Here is a 13,553-nt window from a genome sequence, read left to right as displayed (position 1 = left end):
GCCATGAATAATAACAACACAACATACATCGAAACACGTTCTATTGAACCCATCCCCGATAGTGAACGCCACGGCAGTATTTTCAGCCAGTTCACCCTGTGGCTGGGGGCTAACCTGCAAATCACCGCAATGGTCACCGGTGCATTAACCATCGTATTCGGCGGGGATGTTTTCTGGTCGCTGGCGGGTCTGCTGCTGGGTCAGGTTGCCGGCGGGATTGTAATGGCATTACATGCCGCGCAGGGGCCGCAACTGGGGATACCGCAGATGATCAGCAGCCGGGTGCAGTTTGGGGTCTACGGCGCCTGTCTGCCAATTCTGCTGGTTTGCCTGATGTACCTGGGTTTTATCGCCACCGGCGCCGTGCTGTCCGGTCAGGCGATCTCGGCGGTGTTCCATACGTCGGAAACCGGCGGTATTCTGCTTTTTGCCGCCGCTACGCTGGTTATCGCTTATATCGGCTATCGCTTGATCCACCTGTTAGGTAAGCTGGCGAGTCTGGTGGGAATTATCGCGTTTATCTATTTGCTGTGTAAAATCAGCACCTCTTCGGCAATTGGCGACCTGCTGAGTATCCGACCTTTTAGCTGGAGCACGTTTTTGACCGCCACGGGTCTTGCTGCCTCCTGGCAGATCACTTTTGGTCCCTATGTCGCCGATTATTCTCGCTATCTGCCGCGAAGCACTTCGCCCGGAAAAGTATTTTGCGCTGTCGGAAGTGGGTCAGTGATTGGCGCGCAAATCGCCATGACCGTCGGGGTGCTGGCTGCCGCGCTCTCTCAGGGAAAGCTGGTCGGCCATGAAGTGGACTATATTGTTGGCCTGGGGGGTGTCGGCGTGATTGCCACGCTGCTGTATCTGAGTATCGCGTTTGGCAAATTGACCATTAATACCCTGAATGCCTACGGTAGCCTGATGTGTCTGGCGACGGTTTACAGCTGCGGGAAGCAGCGATCGCATGTGAGCCAGCGGGCGCGTCTGCTGGTGCTGGCAGTCATTATCGCCCTGGCGACCGGTGTCGCGATTGTGGGGCAGCACGCTTTCCTGCCGGCGTTTAAATCTTTCCTGTTATTCCTGCTGACCTTCTTTACGCCGTGGAGCGCGGTTAACCTGGTTGATTACTATTTCTTTAACCACCAGACAATAGATCTGGAGGCGCTGAATGATGCGAACGGGAAGTACCAGGCGTGGAACGCGACGGGAATTGGGGTTTATCTTTTTGGCGTGGTTGTACAGACACCATTTATTGATAGCGGGTTCTATTCCGGCCCGTTTGTGAAAATGCTTGGCGGTATTGATATCTCGTGGATAGTCGGGCTGGCGCTGCCCGCGACGCTCTACTACATCCTGCGCAAAGTTCAGTCCGCCCCGGCGGCGGCCGACACCGCCATCAGCCGTTAAGGAGAACGTTATGTATACTCTTTGGCACCATTGCCGTATTGCCACCATGGCTGGCGGTCATTATCAGTTGCTTGACGATGGCGCGATGCTGACGCATGACGCGGAGATTTTCTGGGTTGGCAATCGGGAAGATCGGCCTGATGTTCCCGTCGCGCAGCGGATTGATTTACAGGGGCGGGTGGTGACGCCGGGCATGGTCGATTGTCACAGTCATGCGGTCTTCGGCGGTAATCGGGCGCGGGAATTCGAAATGCGCCTCACCGGCGCAAGCTATGCGGAGATCGCCGCCGCTGGCGGGGGGATCGCCAGTACGGTGAATGCCACACGGCAAGCCAGTGAAAAGCAACTGTTTGACAGCGCACTGCCGCGTCTTAAAGCGCTGTGTCAGGATGGCGTAACGACCCTTGAGATCAAATCAGGCTATGGTCTGGATCTGGCTAACGAACGCAAAATGCTGCGGGTTATTCGCCAGTTAGGCGATGCTCTGCCGCTAACCCTGCGCAGCACCTGCCTGGCGGCCCATGCGGTGCCCGTAGAATATCAGGGGCGTGCGGATGCCTGGATTGACTATATCTGCGAGCAACTGCTGCCGGAGCTGCATCAGGAAGGGCTGGTGGATGCGGTGGACGCATTCTGCGAACACCTGGCATTTTCGCCATCCCAGGTGGAGCGGGTATTTCAGGCCTCCCGTCAGTTGGGCCTGCCGGTGAAGCTCCATGCCGAACAGCTATCACTGCAGCATGGCGCGGCGCTGGCTGCGCGTTACCAGGCGCTGTCGGCGGATCATCTGGAGTATTTATGTGAGGAAGATATTGCGGTGATGGCCCGTCAGGGTACGGTTGCTGTGCTGTTGCCTGGCGCCTATTACTTCCTGCGAGAAAAGCAGCTACCGCCGGTAGCATTACTGCGCCAGTATCAGGTTCCCGTGGCCCTTGCCAGTGATTTAAATCCTGGAACCTCGCCAGTATTGTCTCTGCGTCTGATGATGAATATGGCCTGTACGCTGTTCCGTATGACGCCGGAAGAGGCGCTGGCCGGCGTCACGATAAATGGCGCGAAGGCGCTGGGGCTGGAGCGGAAGTGCGGATCTCTGGAAGCCGGAAAAGAGGCCAGTTTTGTGGTATGGGATATCGCCCATCCGTCGGAACTGAGTTACTGGCTGGGGGGCACGCTGACAAAACAAGTCATTTATCAAGGTAAGGAGGTATATCGTGATTAAGGCGTTTGATTTACGGCAGGGAAATCTGCCGTTACTGGTCAGTATGCCCCATGCGGGAACGTTATTAACTCCCGAAGTCTCGCGCGGCCTCACCCCCCGAGCGCAGCGTCTGGAAGATACTGACTGGCATATTCCCTTGCTCTATCAGACCATCGCTGACATGGGGGCCAGCACCCTGTGCGCGCGCTATTCCCGCTATGTTGTGGATCTTAATCGCCCGGCGGATGACAAACCGCTTTACAGTACGGCGACAACGGGCCTGTTTACGGACATCTTTTTTGACGGCGAAGCGCTTTTTCATCCTGGCGATGAGCCGGATGAAGCGACGAAGGCCGCGATTCTGGAGAATGTCTGGCGGCCCTATCATCAGGCGCTCGCGGATGAACTGGCGCGGCTGCGGGAGAAATTCGGCTATGCGCTACTCTGGGACGCGCATTCGATCAAATCGGTCGTACCGCGTCTGTTTGAGGGACGTCTGCCGGATCTGAACTTCGGCACCGCTGATGGACTCAGCTGCGCTCTGCCGCTCAGCGACGCACTGCTGGCAAGCTGTGACCGTTTCCCGCACTACAGCAGGGTTCTCAATGGCCGCTTTAAAGGAGGGTATATCACCCGCCATTACGGCGATCCTGATAACCATATTCATGCGGTGCAACTGGAAATGGCGCAATGCTGCTATATGGATGAAGAGAGCTTTGCCTATATAACTGAGAAAGCCGGGCAGATGCAGCGCGTGCTGGAAACCTTGCTTAATACAGCACTGCAGTGGGGACGAGAGCAGTATAAAGCGCGCTGAACGAGGAATACCGTTTCCGGGGGAGCGTTAATGCGCAGGCGCTGCGAGCGGCGGAGCGGTTCATCAATATCACCTGTATCTCATCAGTCGCGTGATGAGAACAACGTCTTCCCCGTCGTACCGATGGGGAAATCGCTTTTTGATGACATAACTCATGCAGCAAAACGCGCCGGAGCAGCGTGCAGGGGTAAGATACTAGCTGGCATTGACCAGCCCCGGAGATAACGCATCACGATTACAGCCAACCCATGGGCTGTTGCTACCTTACTCACCTTGACCATTAAAAGCGTCTGGAATGTCTTTGATTTCCCGCCAGTGTCTATTGAATACCCGATAAGTGGATGAAAACCCGTCTTTTCTGCTGCCTATTTTATAAATCGGTATTTTCGATGCATCTTTGTCATTGCCTGATATCTCTCCGTTACCTGGTAAATAACTATTTATTTTTCAGTAAATTAAAATAAAAGCATGTGGACTGAAAAGGCGAAGAACAGGGTCTATGCTTATAAAAAGGACAAAAATGAGACCTGTGGGGGGAATACCCCTTCTTTGAATGGGTTGAAGTGATAATCATTATCACTACCATAATGAGATGCCCTGAGGGCGTCAACCTATGAGGTAGAGCGATGGATTCACATGCAGGAACGTTTAACCCCGATGATTTTAGCTGGCGCGGCCTGACGATGACATCGTCGGCGGCGGCCCATATTTGCGATCTGATCCGCAAACAGCCAGATATGCGAGGGTTGCGTCTGAGCGTTAAAACCAGCGGCTGCGCCGGTTTTGGCTATGTTCTCGAATTAATCGCCGAACCGGCGAAAGATGACCTGTTGTTTGAGCGAGACGGCGCGAAGCTCTGGGCGCCGCTGCAGGCGATGCCGTTTATCGATGGCACCGAAATTGATTATGTCCGCGAGGGCTTAAATCACATCTTTAAATATCATAACCCGAAAGCGCAGCACGAATGCGGCTGCGGTGAGAGTTTTGGCGTTCAGGCGGAGTAACTATGTCTCGTAATACTGAAGCAACTGACGATGTCAAAACCTGGGGCGGCGGGCCACTCAACTATAAAGAAGGCTTTTTCACGCAGCTACAGACCGACGAGCTGGCGAAAGGCATAAATGAAGAGGTGGTTCGGGCGATTTCTGCACGCCGCAATGAACCGGAATGGATGCTGGCGTTTCGTCTTAATGCGTTTAAGGCCTGGCAGGCGATGGAAGAGCCGCACTGGTTAAAAGCGCACTATGACACGCTGAACTATCAGGATTACAGCTATTACTCAGCGCCTTCCTGTGGCAACTGCGACGACACCTGCGCCTCTGAACCGGGCGCCGTGCAGCAAACCGGCGCCAGCGCGTTCCTGACCAGTGAAGTGGAGGCGGCATTTAACCAGCTCGGTGTGCCGGTACGTGAGGGACGGGAAGTGGCCGTTGACGCCATTTTTGACTCGGTCTCTGTGGCGACCACCTATCGCCAAAAACTGGCGGAGCAGGGGATTATTTTCTGCTCATTCGGCGAAGCAATCCACGATCATCCCGAGCTGGTAAAAAAATATCTTGGCACCGTGGTGCCCGGCAACGATAACTTCTTTGCCGCCCTTAACGCGGCCGTAGCGTCCGATGGCACCTTCATCTATGTGCCAAAAGGCGTGCGCTGTCCGATGGAGTTGTCGACCTACTTTCGTATCAACGCCGAAAAGACGGGTCAGTTCGAGCGCACGATCCTGGTCGCCGATGAAGGCAGCTACGTCAGCTACATCGAGGGCTGCTCGGCACCGGTACGCGACAGCTACCAGCTACACGCGGCGGTGGTCGAAGTCATTATTCATAAAGACGCCGAGGTGAAATACTCCACGGTGCAGAACTGGTTCCCCGGCGACAACAATACCGGCGGCATCCTTAACTTCGTCACCAAGCGTGCCCTGTGTGAAGGCGAAAACAGCAAAATGTCCTGGACTCAGTCGGAAACCGGCTCGGCGATCACCTGGAAATATCCGAGCTGTATTCTGCGTGGCGATAATTCAATCGGCGAATTCTTCTCGGTGGCGCTGACCAGCGGCCACCAGCAGGCGGATACCGGCACCAAGATGATCCATATCGGCAAAAACACCCGGTCGACGATTATCTCGAAGGGAATTTCGGCCGGTCACAGCCAGAACAGCTATCGCGGGCTGGTGAAAATCATGCCGACGGCAACCAACGCCCGTAACTTCACCCAATGCGACTCCATGTTGATTGGCCCGGACTGTGGGGCACATACCTTCCCGTACGTGGAATGTCGCAATAACAGCGCGCAACTGGAGCATGAAGCCACCACGTCGCGCATCGGCGAAGACCAGCTGTTTTACTGCCTGCAGCGAGGGATCAGTGAAGATGATGCGATTTCAATGATCGTCAACGGATTCTGTAAGGACGTTTTCTCCGAACTGCCGCTGGAATTTGCCGTGGAAGCGCAAAAATTGCTGGCGATTAGTCTTGAACACAGCGTCGGTTAAAAGTCTGGTCCATCTGGCTATCTTAACTTGCCATTTTGGGCCTGGGCAGTGCTCGAAATCCTCAAGTACTTTGTGTACGTTCCGGTTTCTCCGCGCTGTCCGCACCCAAACTGGCTGCAACGATTACGCCAGATGAATCAGACATTCGAATTAAGGAATAGACATGTTAAGTATTAAAAACCTGCAGGTTGCCGTCGAAGAGAAAGCGATCCTGCGTGGACTCAACCTGGAGGTTCGCCCCGGCGAAGTGCATGCCATTATGGGGCCGAACGGTTCCGGGAAAAGTACGCTGTCCGCGACGCTCGCCGGACGTGAAGACTATGAAGTCACCGGCGGTAGCATTGCGTTTAATGGTAAGGATCTGCTGGAACTGGCCCCTGAAGATCGTGCGGGCGAAGGTATCTTTATGGCTTTCCAGTATCCGGTGGAAATTCCCGGCGTCAGCAATCAGTTTTTCCTGCAAACCGCGCTCAACGCCGTGCGCAGCTACCGCGGGCAGGAGCAGCTTGACCGTTTTGACTTCCAGGACCTGATGGAAGAGAAAATTAAACTGTTGAAAATGCCGGAGGATCTGCTGACCCGCTCGGTCAACGTTGGCTTCTCCGGCGGCGAGAAAAAACGTAACGATATCCTGCAGATGGCGGTGCTTGAGCCTGAACTGTGTATTCTGGATGAGTCAGACTCCGGGCTGGATATCGACGCGCTGAAGATTGTCTCTGAGGGCGTTAACTCCCTGCGCGATGGCAAGCGCGCGTTTATTATCGTCACCCACTATCAGCGCATTCTTGACTATATCAAGCCGGATTATGTCCACGTGCTGTACCAGGGGCGGATTGTGAAATCCGGCGATTTTACTCTGGTCAAACAACTGGAGGAGCAGGGTTATGGCTGGCTTACCGAACAGCAGTAACGCGCTGCAACAGTGGCATCATCTGTTTGAAGCTCAGAGCGAACGGCGCAGTCCGCAAGCGCATCAGCACCTGCAACAATTGTTACGGCTGGGCCTGCCAACGCGTAAGCAGGAAAACTGGAAATATACGCCGCTGGACGCCTTGTTTAACCAGACCTTTGTGACCGCCCCGCCGCAGGCGCTGACGATAAACCAGCGCGACGCGCTGGCGCTGGCTATTGATGCCTGGCGTCTGGTGTTTGTCGACGGTCAGTTCAGTGAAAGTCTGAGTGACGATCTGGCGGCAAGCGGCTACGAAGTTAAGATTGACAACCAGCGTCAGTCGCTGCCGGATGCCCTCCAGCCGGAGGTCTTTCTCCATCTGACCGAAAGCCTGGCGCAGACGGTTACCCGCATCCGCGTCAAACGCAATCAGCGCCCGGAAAAACCACTGCTTATCATGCATCTCACGCGCGGTCTGGCGGGCGATGAGATGAATACCGTTCACTACCGCCACCATCTGGAACTGGAGAGCGGCGCAGAAGCGACCATTATCGAACACTATTTGAGCCTTAATGAGCAACGGCACTTTACCGGCGCACGGCTGACCATGACGGTGGCGGATAACGCCCACCTCCAGCATATCAAGCTGGCGTTTGAGAATGCGCAGAGCTACCACTTTGCCCATAACGATCTGGCGCTGGGGCGCGACGCCTCCGCTTTCAGCAGCAGTTTCCTGCTTGGCGGCGCGGTGCTGCGTCACAACACCAGCGCGCAACTGAATGGTGAAAACAGCAACCTGCGTATTAACTCGCTGGCGATGCCGGTGAATAACGAAGTCTGCGATAGCCGTACCTGGCTCGATCACAAAGTGGGGTACTGCAACAGCCGTCAGTTGCACAAAACCATCGTCAATGACAAAGGACGGGCGGTGTTCAATGGGCTGATTAATGTCGCGCAGCATGCGATTAAAACCGATGGTCAGATGACCAATAACAATCTGCTGCTCGGACGCTTGTCGGAAGTGGATACGAAACCGCAGCTGGAGATTTATGCCGATGATGTTAAGTGCAGCCATGGCGCGACCATTGGACGCATAGATGACGAACAGCTGTTTTACCTGCGTTCACGCGGCATTACGCAGCAGGCGGCGCAGCAGATGATTCTCTACGCCTTTGCCGCCGAGCTAACGGAAGCGATCGGCGATGAGGCGCTCAGGCAACAGATACTGGCGCGTATCGGCCAGCGTTTGCCAGGAGGTAAAGCATGACATTTTCTGTGGAACGGGTGCGCGCGGATTTTCCGGTACTGAATCGCGAGGTTAACGGCCAGACTCTGGCCTACCTTGATAGCGCCGCCAGCGCGCAGAAACCGGAAGCGGTAATCAACGCCGAGGCGGAATTTTATCGCCACGGCTATGCGGCGGTACATCGCGGTATTCATACCCTTAGCGCGGAAGCCACGGCGCGGATGGAAAAGGTGCGCCAGCAGGCGGCGACCTTCCTTAATGCGCGATCGGCGGAAGAACTGGTGTTCGTTCGTGGCACCACAGAAGGGATTAACCTGGTGGCGAACAGCTGGGGTAACGCCAACGTTGGCGCGGGCGACAATATCATCGTCAGCGCCATGGAGCACCACGCCAATATCGTCCCGTGGCAGATGCTGTGCGCCAGAGTCGGCGCTGAACTGCGGGTGATACCGCTCAATCAGGACGGCACCTTGCAGCTGGATGCGATCCCCGGGCTGTTTGACGAGCGGACCCGCCTGCTGGCCATCACCCAGGTTTCCAACGTGCTGGGTACTGAAAACCCGATCGCCGCCTTGATTACGTTAGCCCATCAGCATGGGGCTAAAGTGCTGGTGGATGGTGCGCAGGCGGTGATGCATCACCCGGTGGATGTCCAGGCTCTGGCGTGTGATTTCTACGCGTTTTCCGCACACAAACTGTATGGCCCGACCGGGATTGGCGTGCTCTACGTTAAACAGGCGATATTACAGGATATGCCGCCGTGGGAGGGAGGCGGTTCGATGATCGCGACCGTCAGTCTGACGGAGGGCACCACATGGGCTAAAGCGCCGTGGCGTTTTGAGGCGGGGACGCCCAATACCGGCGGTATTATCGCTTTTGGGGCGGCGCTGGATTACGTCAGCGCGCTGGGGCTTACCCATATTGCGGAATATGAACAAACGATGATGCGCTATGCCCTGCAGGCGCTGGCGAACGTGCCGGACCTGATCCTCTACGGTCCGCAACAGCGCCTGGGGGTGATAGCCTTTAATCTTGGCAAGCATCATGCCTACGATGTCGGCAGCTTCCTGGATAATTATGGTATTGCCGTCCGCACCGGCCACCATTGCGCCATGCCGTTGATGGCATTCTACGGGGTACCGGCTATGTGTCGGGCATCGCTGGCGATGTACAATACAATGGAAGAGGTGGATCGGCTGGTGACGGGGCTACAGCGGATCCACAAATTATTAAGCTAAAGGAAGCAACCATGGCGGCGTTACCGGACAGAGATAAACTGCTGCGCAACTTTAGCCGTTGCGCGAACTGGGAAGAGAAGTATCTCTATATTATTGAACTGGGCCAGCGTCTGGCGCCGCTTGGCCCGGAGGAACATATCGCACAGAACATCATCCAGGGCTGCCAGAGCCAGGTGTGGATCGTGATGACGCAGGATGAGAGCGGCGCCATTGTGCTTCGCGGCGACAGCGACGCGGCGATCGTCAAGGGGCTTATTGCGGTGGTGTTTATCCTTTATGACCGGATGACGGCTAAAGATATCACCGCGTTTGATGTGCGCCCGTGGTTTGAAAAAATGGCCCTGACACAGCATCTTACCCCCTCGCGATCGCAAGGGCTGGAAGCCATGATCCGCGCAATTCGCGCGAAAGCGGAAAATCTTAGCTAGAATAAAACAGTAGATATCATTCTGTTATGCGCGTCGGGAGAGGGGCTGTCGGCGTGTATAACAGGTTTGCGTTTTATCAGCAAAGAAGGAATCTGAGTATGAAACGCGCGTTTCTCATCACTACGGCTCTTCTGAGCGCCTTCAGTGCGTCACACGCGGCCTGGGCCGTTGATTATCCGCTTCCTCCCGCTAACAGCCGTCTAATCGGTGAGAACCAGACCTGGACGGTACAGGAGGGAGACCGTAATCTGCAGGCGATCGCCCGTCGTTTTGATACGGCGGCGATGCTGATCCTCGAAGCGAATAATACCATTGCGCCGGTGTATCCTGAGCCCGGCACCAGGGTACTGATTCCCTCGCAAATGCTGCTGCCCGACGTGCCGCGTGAGGGGATCGTCGTCAACCTCGCTGAACTGCGTCTTTACTACTTTCCACCGGGCATGAATCAGGTGCAGGTGTATCCGCTGGGCATTGGTCAGCAGGGGCTGGAAACACCGGAGATGACGACCCGCATCGGGCAGAAAATCCCTAACCCGACCTGGACGCCGACGGCGGGTATTCGCGCGCGCTCTCTTGAGAAGGGCATTACCTTGCCGCCGGTAGTCCCTGCCGGGCCAAATAACCCGTTAGGGCGTTTTGCATTGCGTCTGGCGTACGGCAACGGCGAATATCTCATTCATGGCACTAATGCGCCGGACAGCGTCGGCTTGCGCGTCAGTTCCGGCTGCATGCGTATGAATGCGGCGGATATTCAGTCTCTGTTCAGTCAGGTGAGGAGCGGGACGCCGGTGCGGGTGATTAACCAGCCGGTGAAATTCGCCGTAGAGCCGGATGGTAAGCGCTATGTTGAAGTTCACAGGCCGCTGACGCCGGATGAGGGAAAGAACACCCAGACGATGGCCTATACGCTCTCTGCGTCGTTTCATCAGTTTGCTGACGATAAATCTGTCGATGAGGCGCGGCTGAAACGCGCGCTGAACAGACGGGCAGGTTATCCGGTGGTGGTATCGAGCGAGGGCAACGCGACATCGATGCTGTCTGTGCAAAACAGGCCGGATGATGGGGCGAAAAGAACCCAGTAAGCGGGTGATACAGAAATAAAAAATGGCGCACATTGTGCGCCATTTCTGTTACACAGGTACTATTACTTACGGTATTTAGTAGCCTGGTTGTCCAGACGCTGGTTAGCGCGAGCTGCGTCGTCTTTAGCAGCCTGAACGTCGGAACGCATTGCGTTCACGTCGTTGCTCAGCTGGTCAACTTTAGCGTTCAGAGTCTGAACGTCAGAAGACAGCTGATCGATTTTAGCGTTGCTGGAGCAACCAGCCAGCAGAGTAGAACCCAGGATTACTGCGCCCAGTACCAGTTTAGTACGATTCATTATTAATACCCTCTAGATTGAGTTAATCTCCATGTAGCGTTACAAGTATTACACAAACTTTTTTGTGATGAGAATATTTTTTTACTGGAACACACTTATTTTTGATCGTTCGCTCAAAGAAGCATCGAAATTTTCGCGAGAGGTGAAAAAGGCGAGTGAAAACAGCATGCTTCCATCGGATTCATCTTAGATAATCTCGCATTAAATAGTAAAATTCGATTTGCATTTTTATTAGCAGTGTCTAGTACTGGAATAAAAAAAGCGCCCCTAAGAGGCGCTTTTAAAGGTAAGGTTAATTAACCTGTAAATTATTACAGCACGTGCACGGATGCGGTATTGGTGGTGCCACTCGGAACTAATGCGCCGGAGACCATAACCACCACATCGCCTTTACGCGCCAGGCCACTTTGCAGCGCCAGTTCTTTGCCCTGAATATAGAACGCGTCAGTGGAAGAGATCTCTTTAACCAACTGAGCGACAACGCCTTTACTCAGTACCAGTTGACGGGCGGTGGTTTCGTTGGTGGTCAGGGCCAGGATGGTGGCATCCGGGAAGTATTTACGTACGGCGCGGGCGGATTTGCCCCCCTGGGTTGCCACGACAATCAGCGGCGCTTCCAGTTTTTCCGCCGTTTCGACGGCGCCGCGGCAAACCGCTTCGGTGATACGCAGCTTGCGGTTGTCGTTGTTGTACTCCAGACGGCTGGTCATGACGCGGTCGGTACGTTCACAGATGGTCGCCATGATGGTGACGGCTTCCAGCGGATATTTACCTTTTGCGGATTCACCGGACAGCATTACAGCATCGGTGCCGTCGAGGATAGCGTTCGCAACGTCGCCTGCTTCCGCGCGGGTCGGACGCGGGTTTTTGATCATGGAATCCAGCATCTGCGTCGCGGTGATAACCACTTTACGCGCGCGAATACATTTTTCGATCATCATCTTCTGGGCAAAAATAACTTCTTCAACCGGGATTTCAACGCCCAGGTCACCACGCGCGACCATAATGCCGTCAGAAGCCTCAAGGATTTCGTCGAAGTTATTCAGGCCTTCCTGGTTTTCAATCTTAGAGATGATCTGAATCCTTTCACCGCCATGGGCTTTCAGGTGCTCACGGATTTCAACCACGTCAGAACGTTTGCGGATAAAGGAGGCCGCGACGAAGTCAACGCCTTGTTCACAACCGAAGATCAGGTCCTGTTTGTCTTTTTCCGCCAGCGCTGGCAGCGCGATAGACACGCCCGGCAGGTTGACCCCTTTGTTTTCGCCAAGATCGCCGTTATTCAGCACCTTACAAACCACTTTGTTACCTTCGATCGCGGTGACTTCCATCCCGATCAGACCATCGTCCACCAGTACGGTGTTGCCGACGCTCAGGTCGCTGGTGAAGCCTTCATAGGTCACCGCAACGATTTCGTTATTACCCACAACGGATTTATCGGTGGTGAAGGTGAATGTCTGGCCGGCTTTCAGGGAGACGTCGTTGCCGCCTTCCAGCTTAATCGTACGAATCTCTGGCCCTTTGGTATCCAACAGGATAGCGGCTTTTTTGCCGGTGTTGCTCATCACATTGCGCAGATTCTGGATGCGTTGCCCGTGTTCAGCGTAGTCACCGTGGGAGAAGTTGAGACGCATAACGTTCATGCCTGCGTCCAGCATTTTGGTCAGCATCTCTTCAGATTCAGTTTTCGGACCGATGGTACAAACAATTTTGGTCTTTTTCATGACAGTTCAATCTTTAAGTTGTGAAGGATAAGGATGGAGGAATCTCACTCCGCGGGCGAACTGCCACAGAGTTAAACCGGGTTTACGAAAGTTGCGATGCCACGCTCTAAGGATAGGCGACAACATAAGAGCGTGCAGAAGAATGTGTGCTGGCGGTTCAGCCCATGAAAAGAGGCGATTTGTTATGCGTTGAGTTATGCAATCCAATGCGCTGAAACCATTCAATAAGTATTTGTCGGCATTATACGTTGCCCAAAGCAAAAAGAAAATGAAAACCATGTTTCATTTCTATAGTCATATACTTAACAATATGCAAACTAATTTAATGAATATTCGCAACACATTTTTTCAGCGACTGATAACATAAATGGTGTGGAAAACGAGGTTTATTTACAAGTTTCACTGAAAAAATCGCTCTCTGACCCACAAATACCACGCTGGTTTGATTTTGTCGGGAAATATATCAATAATGAATTGATTGGTAATGAAAATTTGTGGGTTAACTTGCATGGGAAATAAAGCCAAAGACGATGAACTGTACCAGGAAATGTGTCGCGTAGTCGGCAAAGTGGTGCTGGAAATGCGCGATCTGGGTCAGGAACCGAAACATATTGTCATTGCGGGCGTGGTGCGAACGGCCCTCGCAAACCTGAAAGTCCAGCGCTCCGCGCTGACCCGGGAAGCGATGGAAAAAGTGGTCGACGCCCTTTCGGGGAACTGACCGCGCCTGCGTT

Annotated in this window: 13 protein-coding genes; 11 read left to right on the top strand and 2 right to left on the bottom strand. The window is 54.2% G+C overall.

What is annotated here, in order from left to right:
• Positions 1 to 3: 3 nt before the first annotated feature.
• From FN037_RS01480 to FN037_RS01435, 10 genes are all read left to right on the top strand, one after another.
• Positions 4 to 1,401, top strand: coding sequence for a purine-cytosine permease family protein (locus tag FN037_RS01480; protein WP_142501413.1), 1,398 nt, complete (start codon positions 4 to 6; stop codon positions 1,399 to 1,401).
• A gap of 10 nt (positions 1,402 to 1,411) precedes the next feature.
• A complete protein-coding gene (hutI, locus tag FN037_RS01475; RefSeq protein ID WP_138358717.1) occupies positions 1,412 to 2,620 on the top strand; it encodes an imidazolonepropionase in 1,209 nt (402 codons plus the stop codon).
• A complete protein-coding gene (gene hutG / locus FN037_RS01470) occupies positions 2,613 to 3,416 on the top strand; it encodes an N-formylglutamate deformylase (protein ID WP_142501412.1) in 804 nt (267 codons plus the stop codon). The genes hutI and hutG overlap by 8 nt, the downstream gene beginning before the upstream one ends.
• A 626-nt stretch (positions 3,417 to 4,042) precedes the next feature.
• On the top strand, positions 4,043 to 4,420 hold the full coding sequence (gene sufA, locus FN037_RS01465; RefSeq protein ID WP_138358721.1) for a Fe-S cluster assembly scaffold SufA: 378 nt from the start codon (positions 4,043 to 4,045) through the stop codon (positions 4,418 to 4,420).
• A 2-nt stretch (positions 4,421 to 4,422) separates the two neighbouring features.
• Complete coding sequence (gene sufB, locus FN037_RS01460; protein WP_138358723.1) at positions 4,423 to 5,910, top strand: Fe-S cluster assembly protein SufB; 1,488 nt, start codon at positions 4,423 to 4,425, stop codon at positions 5,908 to 5,910.
• Positions 5,911 to 6,073: 163 nt separating this feature from the next.
• Positions 6,074 to 6,820: a Fe-S cluster assembly ATPase SufC gene (gene sufC, locus FN037_RS01455; RefSeq protein WP_138358725.1), complete on the top strand. Its 747-nt coding sequence runs from the start codon at positions 6,074 to 6,076 to the stop codon at positions 6,818 to 6,820.
• Entirely contained in the window at positions 6,795 to 8,069 is a 1,275-nt protein-coding gene (gene sufD / locus FN037_RS01450; protein WP_142501411.1) for a Fe-S cluster assembly protein SufD, read from the top strand. The genes sufC and sufD overlap by 26 nt, the downstream gene beginning before the upstream one ends.
• A complete protein-coding gene (gene sufS, locus FN037_RS01445; RefSeq protein WP_142501410.1) occupies positions 8,066 to 9,286 on the top strand; it encodes a cysteine desulfurase SufS in 1,221 nt (406 codons plus the stop codon). Before sufD ends, sufS begins: the two co-directional genes overlap by 4 nt.
• Before the next feature lie 11 nt (positions 9,287 to 9,297).
• Positions 9,298 to 9,714: a cysteine desulfuration protein SufE gene (sufE, locus tag FN037_RS01440; protein ID WP_138358731.1), complete on the top strand. Its 417-nt coding sequence runs from the start codon at positions 9,298 to 9,300 to the stop codon at positions 9,712 to 9,714.
• A 98-nt stretch (positions 9,715 to 9,812) separates the two neighbouring features.
• Positions 9,813 to 10,796, top strand: a complete 984-nt coding sequence (locus tag FN037_RS01435) for a L,D-transpeptidase family protein (RefSeq protein ID WP_138358733.1) — start codon at positions 9,813 to 9,815, stop codon at positions 10,794 to 10,796.
• 62 nt (positions 10,797 to 10,858) lie between these two features.
• Here FN037_RS01435 and lpp read toward each other — a convergent pair whose 3' ends face one another.
• Both lpp and pykF read right to left on the bottom strand, forming a co-directional pair.
• The gene (gene lpp, locus FN037_RS01430; protein WP_001082307.1) at positions 10,859 to 11,095 is read right to left on the bottom strand and encodes a murein lipoprotein Lpp; all 237 of its coding nucleotides are present in this window, start codon (positions 11,093 to 11,095) and stop codon (positions 10,859 to 10,861) included.
• A 311-nt stretch (positions 11,096 to 11,406) separates the two neighbouring features.
• On the bottom strand, positions 11,407 to 12,819 hold the full coding sequence (gene pykF / locus FN037_RS01425) for a pyruvate kinase PykF (RefSeq protein WP_138358735.1): 1,413 nt from the start codon (positions 12,817 to 12,819) through the stop codon (positions 11,407 to 11,409).
• A gap of 508 nt (positions 12,820 to 13,327) precedes the next feature.
• Between pykF and fumD the strand changes: the two genes are divergently transcribed.
• Positions 13,328 to 13,540, top strand: coding sequence for a fumarate hydratase FumD (fumD, locus tag FN037_RS01420; RefSeq protein WP_138358737.1), 213 nt, complete (start codon positions 13,328 to 13,330; stop codon positions 13,538 to 13,540).
• The last annotated feature ends 13 nt before the right edge of the window (positions 13,541 to 13,553 follow it).

The organism is Klebsiella sp. 2680 (assembly GCF_900198535.1).
GTDB classification, from domain to species: domain Bacteria; phylum Pseudomonadota; class Gammaproteobacteria; order Enterobacterales; family Enterobacteriaceae; genus Klebsiella; species Klebsiella indica.
This window is presented reverse-complemented; position numbering and strand designations above follow the sequence as displayed.